This is a genomic window from Mesorhizobium sp. WSM4841, assembly GCF_055811515.1.
This window is the reverse complement of the sequence record NZ_JBVVQC010000005.1, coordinates 103,521-122,733: the sequence shown is the minus strand read 5'-3', so window position 1 is coordinate 122,733 and position 19,213 is coordinate 103,521. Positions and strand designations below refer to the sequence as shown.

15 protein-coding genes are annotated in these 19,213 nt (G+C 60.7%); 6 read left to right on the top strand and 9 right to left on the bottom strand.

Annotated elements, in window-relative coordinates:
* Nucleotides 1–123 precede the first annotated feature (123 nt).
* The 3 genes from AC0L14_RS07955 to AC0L14_RS07945 all read right to left on the bottom strand — a co-directional run bounded on the left by AC0L14_RS07955 (nucleotide 124) and on the right by AC0L14_RS07945 (nucleotide 5,328).
* Complete coding sequence (locus AC0L14_RS07955; protein ID WP_473749122.1) at nucleotides 124–1,899, bottom strand: alpha,alpha-trehalose-phosphate synthase (UDP-forming); 1,776 nt, start codon at nucleotides 1,897–1,899, stop codon at nucleotides 124–126.
* A 160-nt stretch (nucleotides 1,900–2,059) separates the two neighbouring features.
* Nucleotides 2,060–4,222 carry an amylo-alpha-1,6-glucosidase gene (locus AC0L14_RS07950; protein WP_473637614.1) on the bottom strand — a complete coding sequence of 721 codons (2,163 nt, stop codon included), beginning with the start codon at nucleotides 4,220–4,222 and terminating at the stop codon, nucleotides 2,060–2,062.
* Nucleotides 4,183–5,328 (bottom strand): glycosyltransferase family 4 protein, encoded by a 1,146-nt coding sequence (locus tag AC0L14_RS07945; RefSeq protein ID WP_473749121.1) that lies wholly within the window; start codon nucleotides 5,326–5,328, stop codon nucleotides 4,183–4,185. The genes AC0L14_RS07950 and AC0L14_RS07945 overlap by 40 nt, the downstream gene beginning before the upstream one ends.
* 216 nt (nucleotides 5,329–5,544) lie before the next feature.
* On the opposite strand from AC0L14_RS07945, the gene AC0L14_RS07940 reads away from it, so the two are divergent.
* The gene (locus tag AC0L14_RS07940; protein ID WP_095492896.1) at nucleotides 5,545–5,847 is read left to right on the top strand and encodes a DUF982 domain-containing protein; all 303 of its coding nucleotides are present in this window, start codon (nucleotides 5,545–5,547) and stop codon (nucleotides 5,845–5,847) included.
* Between the two features lie 132 nt (nucleotides 5,848–5,979).
* Here the strand turns inward: AC0L14_RS07940 and AC0L14_RS07935 are convergent, their stop codons facing one another.
* Entirely contained in the window at nucleotides 5,980–6,504 is a 525-nt protein-coding gene (locus AC0L14_RS07935) for a helix-turn-helix transcriptional regulator (RefSeq protein ID WP_246805124.1), read from the bottom strand.
* Between the two features lie 446 nt (nucleotides 6,505–6,950).
* On the opposite strand from AC0L14_RS07935, the gene AC0L14_RS07930 reads away from it, so the two are divergent.
* Nucleotides 6,951–8,693, top strand: coding sequence for a PAS domain S-box protein (locus AC0L14_RS07930; RefSeq protein WP_473526762.1), 1,743 nt, complete (start codon nucleotides 6,951–6,953; stop codon nucleotides 8,691–8,693).
* 195 nt (nucleotides 8,694–8,888) lie between these two features.
* Here AC0L14_RS07930 and AC0L14_RS07925 read toward each other — a convergent pair whose 3' ends face one another.
* Entirely contained in the window at nucleotides 8,889–9,563 is a 675-nt protein-coding gene (locus tag AC0L14_RS07925) for a LuxR C-terminal-related transcriptional regulator (RefSeq protein WP_473488364.1), read from the bottom strand.
* A 793-nt stretch (nucleotides 9,564–10,356) separates the two neighbouring features.
* On the opposite strand from AC0L14_RS07925, the gene AC0L14_RS07920 reads away from it, so the two are divergent.
* Nucleotides 10,357–11,049: a N5-glutamine methyltransferase family protein gene (locus AC0L14_RS07920; protein ID WP_473488363.1), complete on the top strand. Its 693-nt coding sequence runs from the start codon at nucleotides 10,357–10,359 to the stop codon at nucleotides 11,047–11,049.
* 176 nt (nucleotides 11,050–11,225) lie between these two features.
* Here the strand turns inward: AC0L14_RS07920 and AC0L14_RS07915 are convergent, their stop codons facing one another.
* The 3 genes from AC0L14_RS07915 to AC0L14_RS07905 form a co-directional block, all read right to left on the bottom strand.
* The gene (locus AC0L14_RS07915) at nucleotides 11,226–11,564 is read right to left on the bottom strand and encodes an acyl carrier protein (protein ID WP_473526761.1); all 339 of its coding nucleotides are present in this window, start codon (nucleotides 11,562–11,564) and stop codon (nucleotides 11,226–11,228) included.
* Nucleotides 11,565–11,743: 179 nt separating this feature from the next.
* Nucleotides 11,744–12,019 carry a hypothetical protein gene (locus AC0L14_RS07910; protein ID WP_192360611.1) on the bottom strand — a complete coding sequence of 92 codons (276 nt, stop codon included), beginning with the start codon at nucleotides 12,017–12,019 and terminating at the stop codon, nucleotides 11,744–11,746.
* A 249-nt stretch (nucleotides 12,020–12,268) separates the two neighbouring features.
* A complete protein-coding gene (locus tag AC0L14_RS07905; RefSeq protein WP_473526760.1) occupies nucleotides 12,269–13,126 on the bottom strand; it encodes a beta-keto acid cleavage family enzyme in 858 nt (285 codons plus the stop codon).
* Between the two features lie 93 nt (nucleotides 13,127–13,219).
* Between AC0L14_RS07905 and AC0L14_RS07900 the strand changes: the two genes are divergently transcribed.
* On the top strand, nucleotides 13,220–14,542 hold the full coding sequence (locus AC0L14_RS07900; protein WP_473526759.1) for an aspartate aminotransferase family protein: 1,323 nt from the start codon (nucleotides 13,220–13,222) through the stop codon (nucleotides 14,540–14,542).
* Between the two features lie 12 nt (nucleotides 14,543–14,554).
* Here the strand turns inward: AC0L14_RS07900 and AC0L14_RS07895 are convergent, their stop codons facing one another.
* Entirely contained in the window at nucleotides 14,555–15,427 is an 873-nt protein-coding gene (locus AC0L14_RS07895) for a MurR/RpiR family transcriptional regulator (protein ID WP_473749120.1), read from the bottom strand.
* 117 nt (nucleotides 15,428–15,544) lie between these two features.
* Between AC0L14_RS07895 and AC0L14_RS07890 the strand changes: the two genes are divergently transcribed.
* Both AC0L14_RS07890 and AC0L14_RS07885 read left to right on the top strand, forming a co-directional pair.
* Complete coding sequence (locus tag AC0L14_RS07890; RefSeq protein ID WP_473488358.1) at nucleotides 15,545–16,528, top strand: TAXI family TRAP transporter solute-binding subunit; 984 nt, start codon at nucleotides 15,545–15,547, stop codon at nucleotides 16,526–16,528.
* A gap of 181 nt (nucleotides 16,529–16,709) precedes the next feature.
* The gene (locus tag AC0L14_RS07885) at nucleotides 16,710–19,202 is read left to right on the top strand and encodes a TRAP transporter permease (RefSeq protein WP_473749212.1); all 2,493 of its coding nucleotides are present in this window, start codon (nucleotides 16,710–16,712) and stop codon (nucleotides 19,200–19,202) included.
* Nucleotides 19,203–19,213 lie beyond the last annotated feature (11 nt).

The window sequence follows — 19,213 nt, the reverse complement described above, 5'->3', positions numbered from 1 at the left end:
TGGGGTTTCTCAAGCACGTCTGGCGCTTGCAGTCGATATACGAACCGTTAACTTAACTCAGAACGTCGAACTGGCGCAGTATTCAGGAGAACTGGTACATGACGCAGCGGCAGCGAATGCTCGTCACGACACTGCTTTTCTTGCCCGCTCGAACATGGGAATCACATTGTTGTTCGATGGCCGCTCGCCGTTGCCCGTCACCCGGTCGAGGTCGCCGCGCTTGCGAAGGCGGGCCGCGTCCAGAAGCATGCTGCCGGCCCATCGATAGACGTTGTTGTCGCGGACCATCTCGCGCATGGGCCGCATACGCTCGCGCTGTTCCTCCGGCGTCATGGTCAGCGCCTGCAGCAGCGCTTCGCTCGTCATGGCCGTATCGTAGGGATTGACGATCAATGCCTCCAGAAGTTCGCGCGAAGCGCCGGCAAAGGTGCTGAGCAACAACACGCCCTGTTCGTCGTCGCGCGCCGCGACGAATTCCTTGGCCACCAAGTTCATGCCGTCATGCAGGCTGGTGACCATGCATATGTCGGCGGCGCGATAGAATTCGTAGACCTGTTCCTGCGGGTGATGTTTGTCTACCATTAGGACAGGACTGTAATCCTCGCTGCCGTAGCGCTGGTTGAGCTCTTCGACGTAGCGGCGGCATTCATCGTGGAGTTGCCTGTAAGCCGGGAGTGTGCCGCGGCTGGGTGCTGCGATCTGTAGGAGAACCAGTTTCCCGACCCATTCGGGATGTCCCGTGAACAATTCTTCCAGCGCCCGGAAACGGTCGAGAATGCCCTTCGTGTAGTCGAGACGCTCGACGCCGACGCACAGTTTGACATCCTCTTTCAGTCCGAACCTCTCGCGCAGGCGGGCGCGGCATTCGTCGACATCAGGCAGTTTCGCCAAAAGTTCGGCCGGCCACTCTATGGAGATGGGATAGGCGTGCACCAGCGTCGTCTGTCCGCCGTAGGAGATCGCCGCATCGGCCCGCTCTATACGGCTTTCCAGAAAGCGATCGACGCTTTCGGCGAAATTGTTGGCATGGAACTGGGTATGGAAGCCGATGATGGAGCTGCCAAGCAAGCCCTCCAGGATCCGTTCACGCCATGGACAGATGCTGTACACTTCCGAGTTGGGCCATGGGATATGCCAGAAAGTGATGACGATCGCCTCGGGCAGGCGCTCTCGGATCATGCGCGGCAAGAGCGCGAAGTGATAGTCCTGGACCAGCACAATCGGCCGCTCGTTGCGCGCTTCGGCAACCACAGTATCGGCGAACTTCCGGTTGACGGCCTCATAGGCCTCCCAATCCGACGCACGGAAAATCGGGCGGGTGAAGGCGATATGGCAAAGCGGCCACAGACCTTCATTGGCGAAGCCCAGATAATAGCCCTGGTATTCTTCCTCCGTCAGCCAGACCCTGCGCAGCGCGTAGGACGGATTGCCAGGCGGCACCTCAATCCGGTCGTTCTTGTCGACCGTGAGGCGGTCCGCTGTTCCGCCGCCATAGGCGATCCAGGTGCCGGCACAGGCGCGGGTGATCGGCTCGAGCGCCGAAACCAGCCCGCTGGCCGGTACCAAGAGCTCGACGCTATCATCCTTGATGTTGTGGATATAGGGCTCGCGGTTGGATACCACGATCACCTGCGTCTCCGGCAGATCGTCCGCCAGGATCTTGCGCAAGGTGTCGGGCGACCATGTGATCAGTGCGGCATCGGCCGACTGGCCGTTCTTTTCAAACTCCCGCAGCACTTTGCGAGCCGCTTCCGAAGCCACGTCCTCGCCTGCGGCGTATGCGACCGCTGGTGTGTGGCTGTGGCGCCGTTGGAATACCGAGAACACCACGGCAACAGCGGAAAGGCCGAGGCTTGCAAGGATCAGAATCCAGAGTACCTCTATGCCATAGTCTGACATCGGAACAACGATTTTCCTCCGGTTGGTGGCCGTTTTTCTTTTTTCAAAGCCGGCCACTGGTGACAGGCCGCTGTGCGCCGGCATGATTTTGCAACGCACGGATGGGGCCATCGGTTCCGGTAGTTTAAGCGCGGCGGTCAATTCGATGCGTAAAGCCAAACTAGGTCCGCACGATGAGCGGCACTAACCCCTCATGTCGGTCGGCGAGAAAGGCGACGACCCTGTCGCCGACGCGCTGAAATGTCAGATCCACCGCCCTTGCGCCAACGCCCAGATGCCTCAGCGTGAGCATGTCGATACCAATCGGCAGCCTGGGCCGGGTCACGTGGATTTCGCCCTCCCAGCCGTGGATCTCCAAGCCGAGGCAGGCCTGCATCAGCATGAAGGCAGACCCGGCCGACCACGCCTGCGGCAAGCAGGCGACGGGGTAGGCGATCGGCGCTTCGCCCGGCGCGCGGGTAAAACCGCAGAACAGTTCGGGCAACCGCATGTTGAAATGGACCGCCGATTCGAAGGTACTGCTCATCAGCCGGACCACGCTTTCACGCTCGCCAAAGCGTGCCAGACCGGCGCCGCACATGGCGGTGTCATGCGGCCAGATCGATCCGTTGTGGTATGACATCGGGTTGAAGAACACAGCATCGTCGGCGACCGTCCTCAGCCCCCAGCCCGAATGGAAGGACGCCGAAAGCAGCTGGTCGGCGACCATCTGCGCCCGCGTCGGCTCGGGGAGCCCGACATAGAGAAGATGCCCGACATTAGACGTCCGCACCTTGCAGGGCTCGCTGGCGCCATCAATCGCCAAGGCATAGAAGCCGAGATCGTCCAGCCAGAAATGGCGTTCCACAGCGGCGCGCATGGCCTCGGCTTGGCTGTCCCAATGATCGGCCCTGTCGTCCTCGCCGCGGCGACGGGCGAGCGCCGCCAGCCCCCGGAACGCGGCAAAGACATAGCCTTGCACCTCCACCAGGGCGATCGGTCCCTTGGGGATTCGGCCATCTGCATGGAAGACCGAATCGATACTGTCCTTCCATCCCTGGTTGGTGAGGCCGGACTCGGCAGCACGCTGATAGGTGACGAAGCCGGTCGGCCGGCTTGCCTCCTCGGTCCATTCAGCCGCGGCGCAGAGCGACGGCCACAGGCTGTCGACGAACGCCATGTCACCGGTACGGTCCGCATAGGCGCAGGCGAGATGGATGTAGAGCGGCGTCGTGTCGACACCGCCATAGTAGCGGCCGAAGGGGAGCTCCCGCAGCGCCGCCATTTCGCCTTTGCGGGTCTCGTGCATGATCTTACCCGGCTGCGAATCGCTGAACGGCGATGTCTCTGTCGCCTGGTGCTGGGCAAGGAAGGCCAGCACGCCTCGCGCCAAGCCCGGGTTGAGCCACAGCATCTGCAACGCGGAGATCACGCCGTCGCGGCCGAATGCCGTCGAAAACCAGGGGATGCCCGCATAGGGGTAGGGTCCGGTCGTAAGCTCGGTGGTCAGCAGCGCCACATCCGCGCGAGCGCGCGCGACCCAATCGTTGAAGACGCGCCCGGAACTGTGCACCGTGGCACCATGGCGGCGCTTAATCCGCATGCCGAAGCGAGCCCGGGCCGCGGCGGCGCGGAAGCGATCGCGGTTCGGCGTTTCCGCGACCTCGGGACCGACCTCGACATACAGCGCCTTGCTGCTGCGCCTCGTCACGGCAATCAGGAAATCCGCACGGTCGGCCGTCAGATGGTCCGGCGCCTGCGAGAACGATATCGCCGACATCCGCGCCAGCCCGTCCAACCCGTCGTAGCGAAGCAGGACGGAGGTCGCATCGGTCTCGGCAGCATGGGCCATACCGCGCTTCAGCCTTGTCGAGCCGCGCACTTCGAACATGTCGCGGAAGTCGGCTGCAAAATGCAGCGAAACGCGGATGGTGGAGTGTTCCTGACTGTAATTGGAAAGGGTGATGCGTTCAAACAGCCGGTCCTGCCAAAGCAGCCTGACGCGTTCGATATGGATCGCGCCCTGCGGAATGTCCCGGCAGCGGACGCTCTGCATCGGCAGATTGGTCAGGTTGGAGGTGAAGAGCACATTGTCCTGGCTGAGCGACGCACCGAGCAGCGATGTCTGCCGGCCGCCGACGGTCAGCCGGAATTCGGAAAGCACTCGCGTGTCGTCACGGAAGAAACCATCGCCGGCGCCGCGGATATCGCCGTAGGCGTCGGCCACGGCGAAGCAATCGCCTTGCTTGAGGGCGAACAGCCGATGCGGCTCTCGAGGTGCGGTGGCGTCCAGGGACGCAAGTGCTACGGCGGGATCAAGCTTGCGCTCGTCGAGTTGGGCCATTCGCTACATATCTCTCTCGTTTCGCCCCCCGAGGTAATGCCGCTCACGACCGCTCTTGCTTCGGCCGACGCACCAATCAGGCGCGCGTAGGCGGAAACGTAGTCGCGGGTCATTCTTTTGGCGGAAAACCGCCTCTCGAAGACAGCTCGAACCTTCCGCCTGTCGAGCCGCAGTATGCCCGGCACCGATGCGACCGCGCCCTCCATGGAATTCACGATAAAACCGGTTATGCCTTGATCGACGATTTCCGGCATGGCGCCGGAATTCCAGGCGATCACCGGCGTGCCGCAGGCCATCGCTTCTACGACGGCAAGACCGAACGGCTCGGGCCAGTCGATCGGGAATACGAGGCCGGCCGCCTTGCCGAGGAATTCCGCCTTCTTGTCCTCCTCGATCTCGCCGACATAGTCGACACGGTCACCGTCGACCAGCGGCTCGATCATCTCTCGGAAATAGGCGCGGTCGTCGTCGCCGATCTTTGCCGCAAGCTTCAGTTTCAGCCCCGAGCGCAGCGCGATCTCGATGGCACGATCCGGACGCTTATCGCGCGACATCCGGCCAAGGAAGGCGAGGTAGGGCTCCCCTGGGCTCGGCTCGAAAACCGGTTTGTAGAGTTCGATAGGCAGCCCGTGGTGGATCGTCGTCAGCCAGTTGGCGTTGGCGAGCCCCGTTCTTTGGCTACGGGAAACGGAGATCATCGGAAAGCGCGGAAAACGCTCATAGGCCGGCGCCAGATCGACATAGTCGAGCCTGCCATGCGGCGTCGTCACCGTCCGCTCGGGCATGTGCTCGAAAAAAGAAAAATGCAGGAAATGGCTGAGGTGAAAATGAATGATATCAAATTCTTGAGATCGTTTCCTCACCTCGGAAAGCATCGAAAGGTGCGCGGCTGTCTCGGATTTCAGCGGGCGTGGGTCAAGACGCAGCGCACGCTCGCGACACGGCACCAATTTTACCGACGTTTTTGTATCGCCACTGGCGAACAAGGTTACGTCATGGCCAAGCTCGACCAATCCTTCGGTCAGATAGGAGACAATGCGCTCCGTACCTCCATAGAGCCGAGGCGGTACGGATTCATGGAGCGGCGCCACATGGGCTATTCTCATAGTCTGGCATTTCCCTCAAAGATCATCGCTGAAGTCGAAATGCATCACCCCCCCGAACGTTCCCGCCACGGCAAGAAGTCGGGCGATGACTGGCGATTCACTCAGCCGACCCGTTGCCATTTAGCAAGGGTGGGCGTTTTTTGCCGGGAACCAATTGGCTGGCCGTGAATTTAGCTAGGTTCGATCGAACGCATCGCGATCGACCGGGAGGAAACGATGAATCGCCTGCAGTTCTTTACGCCGGTGCGAATTTCGTGCGGGCAGGGGAAACCTGTCGAAGAAATCGACAGTGTCAACGAAGCGATGACGTTTTTGCGCCATTGGCCGAAAGGGCGGCGCGGCCCGGTGTATCAATGCGCGCTGAACTGCTGCGCTGCGGCTCTGGCGGGCCAGATGTCTGCCGAGGAAGCAAGAAAGGCTTTTACGGGCTTTGCCCGGATCACCCGGCTGCTGGATGACGACATGGCGCTGCCGATGGGCGGCGAAAAGATGGACAGCGTATACGCGCCGAGGCGATAGACGTCGCGACTGCCGAGGTTGGCCTCGGCTTGTCGGAGCCAGGCTTAGCTGAGCAAGCCGGTGCCCCGAACCGTGCAACGCGACGCGCAATCTGCAGGGCCGATGCCCGGGCGCCTGGATCCAAGCCGGCCCTTATGGCAAGACCGAAATGCGCCCGAGAAGAGCCACCAGTTCCGCCTGACGTCTCGTTTCGGTCTTGGCGAACAGCGAGGCAAGCTGGGAGCGGATCGTGGTGCGGCTGAGGCGCCAACTGCGGGCTATCTCCAACGGCGCATCGCCCTGAGCCAAGCGCAGCGCAAGGTGCGTTTCCGCGCTCGTCAAGCCAAACATCCTTTGCAGTGTCTGAGGATTTGGCCCCGACCTGTTCTCACGGTCCAGCAATGCCACAATGCTCGTTCCGTCAGGAGCGATAAGGCCGTTCTCTTTCAGTACCACCGGCCTGTCGCCTCTGCTGCGGATCACCACCCAAGACAGGGAGCCCGGCAGGAAATGGGCCGGAACATTCGCGATCAGCCGTTTTAGGGCTACCGAAAGCTCGCTGGCTGTATCAGCCGGCTCCCCCTGGCGCTCCAGCGTGGTTTGAGCGGCGGCATTCCATTCGATGACTTTTCTTTCGCGGTTCAGTACGAGATAGCCACAGCCGATGCGATCAAGCATCCCCGTGACGGATTCCAGGCTGCGTCTCCGCGGTTCGTCGGCCCCTGCGTCCGGTCGGTCAGATGCACCAATCGAATGATAAGCATATGACGGCCGCATCATCTGGGCGCCAGGGTTATACTTGGCTCCTATTGTAACGTTCCGTTTTCCCGCAACCGCATCACTGTGTCTCTCGATCATAGCCATTTTTAACCTCCCCAAAGGTTCGTCAGCCCGTAGTAAATCGTTCGTGATTTACGAACAGTCTTCTTGCGTGGGGCTCGTGAAAAAACGGGCCCTACTACCTTGAAATTCGATATATTCTGAGGAGTTATGACCAAGTCATGCTCCCCCCACGAGATAAAATGCGCGCTGTGATAGTGGTATGGCAATCCGGCAGTCGTACTAGGTTGTACGTTTTTTGCTCTAGTCTCGACGGCCTAGTCAAAAGGTTGTAGTCTATGCCCATGAACTCGCAGTCGCGCAGGTCGGATTCGAACCCATCAGTCAGACTGCTAACTCACATTGCCTCCGTATTGGTGCTGGCTGCTACACTGATATTTGAAACAAAAGCGTCAGCATATATTGGGGAGGGATCGAGTTTTCTGGAGTTCATACCAGCTATTATTATCATTTCCTACCTTGAAGACCGTGGGCCTGCGCTTGCGGCGACAATCCTGATGGTGGCTGCCGGCCTATGGGCACGAAGCACCCTGCATGGTCAGATATCCAGCGAAGATTGGGCGCGCGCCATTTTGCTTGTGGTTTCGGGCGGCGTGATTGCCGTGACGTTTCATCGGCTGCGGCAGGACTTGCGTGAGCTGCTGGAAGTAGCAGAAGCCAGACTCGCCGCCGTCGAAGCAACTGAAAGCCGCTACCGTTGGGCTTTCGAACGCGCCGCCATGGGATTCGCAAACACCAACGAGAAAGGTGAGCTGCTGCAATCCAACAGGCGCCTCAGTGAGATGACTGGCTACGAGGAGGAGGAGCTTGCCCAATTGCGGCTCGAGACACTCGTTCATCCGGACGACCGTGATGCCTTGGAGCAGTTGCTGGCGGGCCTGGGTAACGACTCTGCTTCGTTCGCTTCGGAGGTTCGTCTGTTAAGAAAAAACGGTTCGGCATTCTGGGCGCGGCTAACCCTGTCTTCGTCTGTGCCCGCCGGGGTTCTCTCAGAGAGCATCTTCGTAGTGGTCGACGATATCTCGGAACGACGAGCCGTACACGAAGCGCTTCGGGCTCAGAAGGAATGGCTGGATCTCGCTTTGTCTGCCGGACGTTTGGCCACGTGGCGGATCGACCTTAAAGACGGGATCGTCACCGGCTCGGGCACGTTCTGGGACATTCTCGGCCTGCCCACGGCCGCTAGCCGCCGTTTGGAGGAACTGTCAGCCGTCGTCCATCCGGCGGACTGGCCAAAGCTGGTAGCATCGAGAAAGCTCGCATCAGTCACGAACTACGACGTCGAGATTCGCGTCCGACGACCGGACGGACATATCCGCTGGGTTGCCCTGCGCGGAAGGGAAGAGAAATACGATGATCGTCTACAGCGGCTCGGCGTGGCCGCCGACCTGACTGAGCGACGACAAACCACGCTGCTGCGCGCCGCGGCAAAGAAGCGGGAGCGCATTATGCTCGAACAACGCCACAGGTTCAGCAACCTATTTCCTGTGATCACGGCGCTCGTGAAAATGGTCAATGTTCCGGAGAACAATGTCGCCAGGTACAAGGAGACGCTCATCGACCGGATTCGTTCGCTTGAGGCAACGCATCTGCTCCTTTCAGGCAACAGTAGCGCGTCGGGAATGCTCCACGATCTCGTTGTTCAGGAGTTGCAACCGTACATGGGGACACGCGACATATCAGTCAGCGGTCCCTCCGTTGCGATGTCAGGCGGCGCCGCCGAGAGCTTTGCGATGATTGTTCACGAGCTTGCGACCAATTCCCTGAAACATGGAGCGCTTGGCGATTCAAAAGGCCGGATCGAGGTAAATTGGACATTCGCGTCTGAAGATGCACGCAGTGACATCGTGTTCGAGTGGTTGGAATCGGGGCGGCGGCGGACTTCAAAAGTTGTCCGTCATGGATTCGGTTCCATGATAATCGGAGTGGATGGGGCGCCGCTTGTCGGTTACTCGCCTAAGTTGGAAATGTCGGATCACGGGCTGCGATATTCGCTGCGGCTGTCGCGCAAGGAAATCGGCCCTTAACGCTTTGACGCAAAAATCGGGCTCGTTTCTAAAGCGCATCGCATTTGACCGGCCTCACGCGACGCGCTTTAGGTTGTTGTTTATGCATGTCGTTATCGCAAAACCGTTGCACACTTTTGCGCGACATGCATTAGAAGGCATAACGCGCAGGTTCAAAGCTTTAGAGCGTCCCTTGCGCGTCCAGGATGCGGCGCTCTAATTGACATCCCTCGTTAGCCAGGTCTTCAGCATAACGGCAGCCTCTGTGCGATTCCGTACCCCAAGCTCACGCAGAACCGCAGCGGCATGAATTTTCGTCGTCGCTTCGGCGATTTCCAGATCGCGCGCAATTTCCTTATTCGAGTACCCTTCCGCCATCAGCTTGAGGACCTCCTTTTGCCTCGAGGTTAGCCTGCCAAGATTGCCACTGGTGGTACGTCGGGGTGGGATATGCTCGGATGGAGTAGGTACGTGAGTTGCTTGCGCGGCACCCGGGCGCGACAGAAGTGCAGGCACGTAGATGCGGCCCGAGAGGATTTCGTTGACGGCCATAACGACCTCCTCGTCTCTTTGCGACTTTACGATATAGCCGTGAAGTCCGATCGAGAGAGCCGTGAGTATCTCCGAGCGTGAATCGTTCCCGGAAACAATCGCAAATCGCGTATCCGGATAAGCCGACAGAATGCCGCTGAGCACTTCCTGATTGAACAATCCCGGCATGTTCAAGTCCAGCATCGCAAGATCAACGGACGCCTGTTCCGCCAACAGACTGAGTACGGCATCGAAACACGACGCCTCAAATATTTCCACACCTGGAATGCCTGCGGTCAGTGCCAATCGCAAGCCACGACGATACAAGCCGTGATCGTCGGCGATAACGATTCGATACATTGAACTACCCCAACCAAACCTAGACGGATGGAACGGTCATAGGCCTTAAAGTCGTGGCCAATCACTCGTCGATTCATCCAGTCAACGCCGCGGTGCCCCAACACCGCATGCGTCAGATTGTTAATATAATCCTAAATAACAGGTAAGGCTCCTCTTTTTTTTGACCCTGTGAACGAGAGCCGCTGACTTCGTCGCATGTGTCAAACGGCTTGCAAAACTGCCCCCCGGTCGGCGTCCAATTTTGACCCCCTTATGGCGATGGCCAGATGCGACTTCCCGGTTCCGGTGTGCCGCCGATCAGCCCGCGCATCGAGCCGAACACGGCGGAACGTAGATCGAGCGAGCGCCCTTGCGTTGGCTTCATGGTCTGCGATCTTTCGTGCGAAATTGCGGCGCGAACTTGTTGGTCCTGTCGATGATCGCTAACCCTCTCGCCTTTGCGGGAAGCGGCTGCTTCCGTTAGCTACCGAAACATCACGATTTGCTTACGTATATGTGCCTTTTGATTAAAATGTAGCAAAATCGTGACGCAGGACCGAGAATTCCGGGATTGGCTTTGCAAGGCTGGGATAGCGAGGCGGGAAAAGCTGATATCGCCAATCATGAGGCAATATTCCCAGTCATGCGACAGATGAGAGGCTTGTGATCACTCCTTCCGTTGCATCATGTCTTCAAGCCTATGGCGACGAGTGTTTTTCGATTGCCCATCGAGAATTTTAATGAATTTGAGATACACTTAATTGGTACGCAATTGTCGGACACCGGGACCGGCAAGTCAGGAAGGGGGTCTGTCGTGAGCGAAGAGATCAGTGTCGCCGAAGCCTACAGCAAAGGCCGCACCATCTTCATGGGGCTGGAGTTGCTCATCGCGCCCGGTGCGCTCGTTCCCCGGCCGGAGACGGAGTTGCTCGGCACGACCGCACTTGATGTTCTGAGTCAAATGAACCTGCCGGCGCCGCGCGTTATCGACATGTGCTGCGGGGCCGGCAATCTGGCCTGCGCCATCGCGCATTACGCCCCCACCGCGCTTGTCTGGGCGAGCGATCTCACCGATGGATGCGTCGAAGTCGCGCGCCGCAACGTCGCCCATCACGTCATGGCGGATCGCGTGTCGGTGCTTCAGGGCGATTTGTTCAGCGCTTTCTCGGGCTTGAAGCTAGATGGCACGATGGACGTGATCATCTGCAACCCGCCTTACATTTCGGAAAAGCGGCTCGAGGGCGACCGCGCGCATCTGACCGAACTCGAGCCGCGGGAAGCGTTTGCGGCCGGTCCCTACGGCCTGAGCATCCATATGCGGGTGATCAAGGACGCGCCACGTTACTTGCGGCGCGGAGGCATCCTGCTCTTTGAGGTAGGGCTCGGCCAGGACCGGCAGGTCATCAGTCTGCTGGGGCGTTCCAAGGCGTACGAAACTATCCGCGCGATCACGAACGAAGCCGGCGAGGGCAGGGTGGTTATGGGACATACCACGCCGCAAGCGTGAGCATGCCGAGACTGCGGCAGGCTCTGTTGCGCTGTCGGCGGCGTAGAACAACGCTAATGCATGTCGCGCAAAAGTGTGCAGCGGTTTTGCGATAACGACATGCATAAAACAACAACCTAAAGCGTGTCGCGTGAGGCCCGGTCAAACGCGACGCGCTTTAGGCAAGATGTCGGCAATCAGTTTTGCTTGCGGAGAATATATTGCGCAATTCCTTGGATGGAATCGAGGTTCTCCGGCAGGAGTTCGCTGTCTTCGACGGTGATGCCGAAGCTCTCCTCGATGAAGCCGATAACCTCGAGTACCCCTGCCGAGTCGACGATGCCTTGGTCGAGAAGGGACGTGTGGCTCTCCAGAGCATCCGCGTCGGCTATGTAGAAATTCGACGCCAGGAAAGCGCGGATCTGATCCTTGCAGGTTTCGGCTCTATCCTTGGTAGACAACATTGAATTCTCCTGAGCGCGGCGGATCTGCTCGACCGCACCATCGCCGCCAGCCGAAATCTTTTCATCGATCATTCTGATGAAGCCGCGATCTTCGCCAAACGGCCGCGCTTGCTTCCGTTGGCTGTCATATCGCGGCGCAGCCGATCGCGCCTGGCGTACCGCCAGCGCCGCCGCTATTGGCTTAATTCGTCGCGTTCGCGGCTCTGGGCGATATCACGCAGCGAGGGGGCAAAAAGATCAGTGGTTTGCGCTTACCCGGCTCTCTGATCAGCTTTTTGGCCTTTTCTTGGTTTATTCGGTGCTTTTGTGGGCCCGCTGGTGTCTGAGTCTTCGGCGGAGACAAAGCAGTATGCAAAGATATGTCCCCGGTTCTCGTCGGTTACGCGAATCCAATCCTTTTCCCACGTTCGGAGAGTAACATGTCGATCTGTCGACATGGCGGCGGCTCTGAAGGGGCTCGGCGCGTTGATGATACGCGCCGCGATCACATCATCGCCCTCCATTTGTTCGACGAGGTATGTCTGCATAAATGCCTCCCCAGGCCCGCTGCAACTTTAATGTCGGTCAAAGCCTTCGGTTGCAGCGTAGCAAAGAGATTTTTGACAAACGTGACGAACCGACGAGCCCGCTGCTCGGCCGTTCCGAGAACGGCGGAGGTGGCCCAAGCTCGGGGTCGGGCATTGACGGAAGGCCGCTTACGGATCGCTTACATCTCGGGATCTTGCCGCCGCGCTTGATGAGAAAAGGAAACCTGCGTCAAGGTGTACGGGCGAGGGCTAGTGCTGGATCGACCAAGCGCCGCGCAGGTCGTTGGCCTGGGCGGTCCTGAGGCCGCAAGCAGTCAGGGCACCTTTGGTCGCCGTTACGAGCGCGGCATTGTCCTTGGCGGTTGTGCCGTCGGCCAGAGTAAAATTGTTCTCGAACCCGACGCGGGCATGGCCGCCCAGCAGCGCACCGGCCGTAACGCAAGCGGTTTCTTCCCGACCGAAGGCGCAGACCATCCAGTGCGCGAAGCGCGGACGGTCATGCGCAAGGAAGGGAAGCAGGTCGGCCGGTCGCGAAACCTGTCCCGGCGTGTAGCGGCCGAGCACATAGAGCACCGGGATGTCGTCGAAAGGCACCAGCCCGCGCTGCTGCATGGCGGCTAGGGCCGACGCCTCTTCGGGCGCGTAGAGGATCATCTGAGGGGCGATCCGCTCGCTCTTCAGCCACCACAGGAACTCCGCGAAAGCGGTCTCATGGGCAGCGTCCGGCACCAGTTCGCGCAGCGCCAGCGAAACCGCCTCAGGGCGGGTAGCGCGAACAATCGCCATCTGCTCGGCCGGCTGGTATCGGCCGACCGCTTCGCTGGTGATCTGGATGATCAGCCGCTCGCCCACCGCATCGCGTATCGCTTTCGTCGTCTCGCGATAAGCGTGCGCGTCGAGCAAATGGCCGCCGTCGCGATCGCGGACATGCGTGTGGATCATAGCGGCGCCCGCCTCGAGGCAGGCGGCGGCGGTCCGGGCCAGTTCCTGGGGGCCGATCGGCAGGGCAGGGTGGTCTTGCTTGCCACGCCGTCCACCATTCGGCGCAACGGCGATCGCAGTTGGTGCGATAAGTCCGGGGCCGGTCACGTCCCTGTCGATGGTCATAGGTGCAGTCCAATCGTTTCAGTATTGCGCACTATGTAACATGTGTTGCATGATGGTTTGCTCCAAATCGCGCCGTCGTCAATCGAGGAAAGCATGACACACATCCTGCATCGTCAGATCCATGCGACCCTGCCCGTCGCGGCTGGCGGCAACGGTATCGAACTCTTCGACCGCGATGGCCGCGCCTATATCGACGCGTCAGGCGGCGCGGCGGTTTCCTGCCTCGGTCACGGCCATCCCGACGTTACGGCCGCGCTCCACGCACAGGCCGACAAGCTCGCCTATGCCCACACCAGCTTCTTCACCAACGAGCCGGCCGAGACATTGGCCGACCAGCTCGTCGCTGGCGCGCCGCAAGGTATTAGCCACGCATATTTTGTGTCCGGCGGCTCCGAAGCGGTGGAGGCGGCGCTCAAGATGGCACGGCAGTTTTTCGTCGAAACTGGCAAGCCCGAGCGGCGAAACGTCATCGCCCGCCGACAGAGCTATCACGGCAACACGCTCGGCGCTCTCGCTGCCGGGGGTAATGAGTGGCGCCGCGCCCAATTCCGCCCGTTGCTGATCGACACGCATCATATCGACCCATGCTATGCCTACCGCTATCAGCAATCCGGTGAGAGCGAGGAGACCTACGGGCTGCGCGCCGCCCAGGCGCTCGAGGATAAAATTCTCGAACTCGGTCCGGACACCGTCATGGCCTTCGTCGCGGAACCTGTCGTCGGCGCGACAGCAGGAGCGGTGCCTGCCGTTCCTGGCTATTTCGGGCGCATCCGGGAAATCTGTGACCGCTACGGTGTGCTCCTCATCCTCGACGAGGTGATGTGCGGCATGGGCCGCACCGGCACGCTGCACGCCTGCGAGCAGGACGGTGTCGCGCCCGACCTGATGACAATCGCCAAAGGCCTCGGCGGAGGCTACCAGCCTATTGGTGCGGTGTTGCTTTCGCGCCGCATCTTCGACGCGTTCGCCCAAGGCTCCGGCTTTTTCCAGCACGGCCACACCTACATATGCCATCCGATGGCCTGCGCAGCAGCGCTTGCCGTCCAGGAGGTGATCGCTCGCGACGATCTGCTCGCCAATGTTCGGGCGATGGGCGCACATCTTTCGCGGCGACTGGGCGAACGGTTCGGCAACCATGCCCATATCGGCGACATTCGCGGGCGTGGCCTTTTCATGGGACTTGAGCTGGTCGAAGACCGTTCGTCGAAAGAGCCGTTCGATCCGGACCGCAAACTAAATGCGCGCGTAAAGCGCGAGGCGATGATGCGCGGACTGCTGGTCTATCCCGCGGGAGGCACGATCGACGGCGTCCGCGGCGATCACGTGCTGCTTGCGCCGCCCTTCATCATAGACGCCGCAGCAATCGATGCGGTTGTTGAACGGCTCGGCGACGCGATAGACGCTGCAGTGGCATAGCGCCAGCGCTCTTCATTCCGGCAGATAGGCACCGAACGCCTGTAACTCCAGTTCCGTCTCCCTGACACGAGCCGCGGCGGCCGGCCCGCTGCGCGCCAGCATCGTTGCAGCCAGCGCTTCAACGATGGCCATAGCCGCGGCTACCGACGGGAAGAAGGACGGGCTGTCGGTAGAGAATCGCAATGTAACGTCGGCATGCCGCGCGATCGGAGCGGCCACGCTGTCGACAATCGCGACAATCGGAACGCCGTGTCGTTGCGCAGCCTCCATCACCGGCCCGAGTTCACGCGAATAGGGCGAAAAGCCGATCGCGACGACCGCTTCCCTCTTTCCAAGCGCTGCGAGTTCCGCCTCAATCGCACCGCCGTCGCCGCCGAGCAGCGTGACGTCGCGCCGAAACATCCGGCAGAGATAGACGAGCGCGTGGGCGGGCGCGCGGCAGCTTCGGAACCCGGCGACGCGTATGCGCTGTGCCTTCTCCAGTATCGCGCAAGCCCTTGCTATTTCTTCGCTGCCGTTGACCGCTTCGGCCGCCGCCAGATTGGCAACCGTCGTCCTTAGCGATTCCGCGAAAATCGCCTCGGACCCGCGCTTGACAAGCGCATCGGCCCTTGCCGCGAAAGGCGCCTTGCCTGAGCGCAGCCGGTCCTCGAACGGCTTGCGCAGCGCCGCCCAATCCCCGAAGCCCAGCCGCCGCGCCAATCGCACGAAGGTCGTCGGTGTCACCTCTGATCGCGCGGCCAGAACCCGCATGGAAACCAGCGCCACCTCGTCGGGATGATCGACCAGGAATCGCGCCGCCTTGCGCAGTTCCGAGCTCAATTCGGGGAGTTCGGTCAATATGCGCGCCAGAAGCGCGTCGAAACCCATCTCCCGCGTAATCATTGTAACAAGCATTTCCCTTGATTGATAAAGCGCAACAATCGTAGCATGCATCGACGTGCCTTGACACTAAAACACCGGACGGCCGCGACGGCACGCAAAGTACCAAGGGAGAACCAGATGAAACATGCCCGGACTGCACGCCACGGAGCGCAGATCGCTGCCTTGTCGGCGGCGCTGCTGTTTTCGGCCAGCGCAATGGCGCAGCAGAATTTCGTTACCATCGGGACCGGTGGCGTCACCGGCGTCTATTATGCCGCCGGCGGTGCTATCTGTCGCCTACTCAACAAAGATCGCAAGACACACGGCATCCGCTGCTCGGTCGAATCGACCGGCGGATCGACATTCAACGTGAACACGATCAAGGAAGGCGAACTCGACTTCGGCATGGCCCAGTCCGACGTCCAGTACAACGCCTACAAGGGGCTGGAATCATTCAAGGATGGTGGCGCCCATACCGACCTGCGCGCGGTTTTCTCGATCCATCCGGAGCCGTTCACGGTCCTGGCGCATCCGAATGCCGGCGTGACGAAATTCGAGGACTTCAAGGGCAAACGTTTCAACGTCGGCAATCCCGGTTCCGGGACACGCGCTTCCATGGAACGTCTGCTCGGTGCGATGGGCTGGACGTTGGCCGACTTTTCGCTCGCATCGGAGTTGAAGGCTGACGAGCACGGCCCGGCGCTCTGCGACGGCAAGATCGACGGGTTCTTCTACGGCGTCGGCCATCCCTCGGCGAACATCCAGGATCCGACGACCACCTGCGCCGCCAAGCTGGTGCCGTTGACTGGAGAAGTCGTGGACAAGCTCGTCGCCGAGAATCCTTACTACGCCAAGGCGATCATCCCAGGCGGCCTTTACGCAAACAATCCCGACGATACCGGGACTTTCGGCGTGCTCGCCACGCTGGTGACTTCGGCCAAGGTTCCCGATGAGAGCGTCTATCAATTGACCAAGGCGGTGTTCGAGAATTTCGACGAGTTCAAGTCGCTGCATCCGGCCTTCGCTAAGCTCGACCCGGCCAAGATGGTGTCGGAAGGGAATTCCGCGCCGCTGCATCCGGGCGCTGAAAAATACTTCAAGGAGAAGGGCTGGCTGAAGTAGGCTTCGTGACCTGACGACTGTCCGGCGGGTTCAGCGGACCCGCCGGGGCCATCCGCAACAGGAGGCGTCATTGAGCGAAGTGAAAGAACAACCGGCCGGCGTCGATCTCGAAGAGCTCGAACAGCTCGTCGCGGAGGCCGATACGGGTGGCCGGCGTCCGAGCGGAACAGTCGCTCGAATCCTGCTCTGGGTTGCAGTTGCCTGGTCGCTTTTCCAGCTCTGGTACGCTTCGCCTTTGCCGTTCGTGTTCGGCTTCGGCATCCTCAATGATACGGAAGCGCGCGCCATCCATCTCGGCTTCGCGCTGTTTTTGACGTTCCTCGCCTATCCGGCGCTGAGATCCTCTCCCCGCGATCGTGTGCCGCTACTCGACTGGGTGCTGGCCGTGGTCGGCGGGTTTGCCGGCGCCTACCTCTTTCTCTTTTACGTCCAGCTTTCCGGACGGCCGGGCCAGCCGACCACGCTCGATCTCGTTACCGGCACCGTTGGCATCCTGTTGCTTCTCGAGGCGACGCGCCGCGCGCTCGGCCTTCCGATGGTGGTCGTGGCATGTGTCTTCATCTTCTACACCTTTGCCGGCCAGTACATGCCGGACGTGATTCAGCATCGCGGCGCATCGCTCAACAAGTTTCTCAACCATCAATGGCTGACCACCGAAGGCGTCTTCGGGATTGCACTTGGTGTGTCGACGAGCTTCGTCTTTCTCTTCGTCCTATTCGGTACGCTTCTGGAAAAGGCAGGCGCCGGCAACTGGATGATGCAAATCTCCATCGCGCTGCTCGGCCATCTGCGCGGCGGCCCGGCGAAAGTCGCGGTGGTCTCATCGGCTCTCAACGGCGTCGTGTCAGGCTCGTCTGTCTCCAACGTGGTTTCAGGCGGCATCTTCACCATCCCGCTGATGAAGCGCACCGGCCTTTCCGGCGTCAAGGCGGGCGCCATCGAGGCTTCAGCCTCGATCAACGGCCAGATCATGCCGCCGGTCATGGGCGCGGCTGCGTTCCTGATGGTCGAATATGTCGGCATTCCCTATTCGGAGATCGTCAAGCACGCGCTGCTGCCGGCGGTCTTCTCCTATATCGCGCTGCTCTACATGGTTCATCTCGAAGCGATAAAGATGGGCCTGAAGACGATCCCGCAGCGTCCGACGCCGGCAAGGGAACGGATGCTGCGGATGGGGCTGGGACTGTCGGGCAGCGTTCTTGCCGTCTGTATCGTTTATTACGGCATCGTTGCTATCCAGGCTCTCTTCGGTGGAACCGCGCCGCCGGTGCTCGCGATCGCCGGCGTCGCTCTCTACGTCGCCTCGGTCTGGTATTCCTCGCGCTATCCGGACCTCGCACTTGACGATCCGAACGCGCCAATCCTGGAACTGCCGCGCGCCTGGGACGTCACGCGGACCGGGCTCGATTTCCTCATCCCGATCGCGGTGCTTCTGTGGTGCCTGATGGTCGAGCAGTTGTCGCCAGGCCTCTCGGCGTTCTGGGCGACCCTGTCGATCCTCGGTATCGTCGCCACCCGCAAGCCGCTGATGGCGGTATTCCGTAACGAAAACCTCGCCGCCTCAATATGGGCTGCCTGGGATGACCTGATCGACGGGCTGGCGCTCGGCGCCCGCAACATGATCGGCATCGGTATCGCCACGGCCACTGCCGGCATCGTCGTCGGCACGATCACGCTGACCGGTCTCGGCCTGATGATGACGGAACTCGTCGAGTTCATCTCCGGCGGCAACGTCATCCTGATGCTGATCCTCATCGCCGCGACCAGCCTTGTGCTCGGCATGGGTATTCCGACCACCGCAAACTACATCCTCGTGGCGACGCTGATGGCGCCGGTCGTGGTCGATCTCGGGGCGCAGGCCGGACTGCCAATCCCGCTGATCGCGGTCCACCTGTTCGTCTTCTACTTCGGCATCATGGCCGACATCACCCCGCCCGTCGGGCTGGCGGCCTTTGCGGCGGCGGCGATTTCCAAGGAAGATCCGATCGCCACCGGCTTCCAGGGCGCGCTTTATTCGCTGCGTACGGCGATCCTGCCCTTCGTCTTCATCTTCAATCCGTCGATCCTGTTGATCGGAGTCGACACCTGGCCGCAGACGATCTGGGTGGCAACGGTGTCGTTGATCGCCATCCTGCTGTTTTCGGCGGCGACCATGAACTGGTTCGTGACGAAAAGCCGTCTCTGGGAAAGTGCGGCCCTGCTTGTCATCTGCTTCACGCTGTTTCGGCCGGACTGGTGGCTCAATCAGGTGTCGCCGCCTTACGAGGAATTGCCGGCGAGCGAGTTCCTGCCGGCGGTGGCGAGCACGCCGGCCGATGGCCGCATCAATTTCGTCGTCGAGGGTGTCGACCTTATGGGCGAAGATGTACGCAAAACGGTCAACGTGCCGCTCGGCGAGCCGGGCGAACCGCTGGAGCGGCTGCGCGGCATCGGCCTTACCATCACGCAAGCGGGCGACGCGCTGATGATCAGCAATGTCGATTTCGGATCCTACGCCAAACGCATTGGGCTGGATGTCGGATATGACGTGGTGGCCGTGCTCAGAAAGGCCGACCAGCCCTCGAGCCTCATTCCGATCGGCCTGGCGCTTGCTGCGGCCACCGGCGTCGCCGGGCTGCAGTTTGCGCGGGCGCGCAAGCAGGCGGACAGGAAGGAAACCGGGCCGGCGCGCTGAGCCTGGGAACG

Excerpts from the sequence above, each read along its gene's own strand:
- AC0L14_RS07895 (WP_473749120.1), bottom strand. The coding sequence starts at position 15,427 with ATGATTACGCGGGAGATGGGTTTCGACGCGCTTCTGGCGCGCATATTG.
- AC0L14_RS07950 (WP_473637614.1), bottom strand. The coding sequence starts at position 4,222 with ATGGCCCAACTCGACGAGCGCAAGCTTGATCCCGCCGTAGCACTTGCG.
- AC0L14_RS07935 (WP_246805124.1), bottom strand. The coding sequence starts at position 6,504 with ATGCTTGATCGCATCGGCTGTGGCTATCTCGTACTGAACCGCGAAAGA.
- AC0L14_RS07900 (WP_473526759.1), top strand. The coding sequence starts at position 13,220 with ATGACACACATCCTGCATCGTCAGATCCATGCGACCCTGCCCGTCGCG.
- AC0L14_RS07955 (WP_473749122.1), bottom strand. The coding sequence starts at position 1,899 with ATGTCAGACTATGGCATAGAGGTACTCTGGATTCTGATCCTTGCAAGC.
- AC0L14_RS07910 (WP_192360611.1), bottom strand. The coding sequence starts at position 12,019 with ATGCAGACATACCTCGTCGAACAAATGGAGGGCGATGATGTGATCGCG.
- AC0L14_RS07945 (WP_473749121.1), bottom strand. The coding sequence starts at position 5,328 with ATGAGAATAGCCCATGTGGCGCCGCTCCATGAATCCGTACCGCCTCGG.
- AC0L14_RS07890 (WP_473488358.1), top strand. The coding sequence starts at position 15,545 with ATGAAACATGCCCGGACTGCACGCCACGGAGCGCAGATCGCTGCCTTG.
- AC0L14_RS07915 (WP_473526761.1), bottom strand. The coding sequence starts at position 11,564 with ATGATCGATGAAAAGATTTCGGCTGGCGGCGATGGTGCGGTCGAGCAG.
- AC0L14_RS07930 (WP_473526762.1), top strand. The coding sequence starts at position 6,951 with ATGAACTCGCAGTCGCGCAGGTCGGATTCGAACCCATCAGTCAGACTG.
- AC0L14_RS07905 (WP_473526760.1), bottom strand. The coding sequence starts at position 13,126 with ATGACCATCGACAGGGACGTGACCGGCCCCGGACTTATCGCACCAACT.
- AC0L14_RS07925 (WP_473488364.1), bottom strand. The coding sequence starts at position 9,563 with ATGTATCGAATCGTTATCGCCGACGATCACGGCTTGTATCGTCGTGGC.
- AC0L14_RS07940 (WP_095492896.1), top strand. The coding sequence starts at position 5,545 with ATGAATCGCCTGCAGTTCTTTACGCCGGTGCGAATTTCGTGCGGGCAG.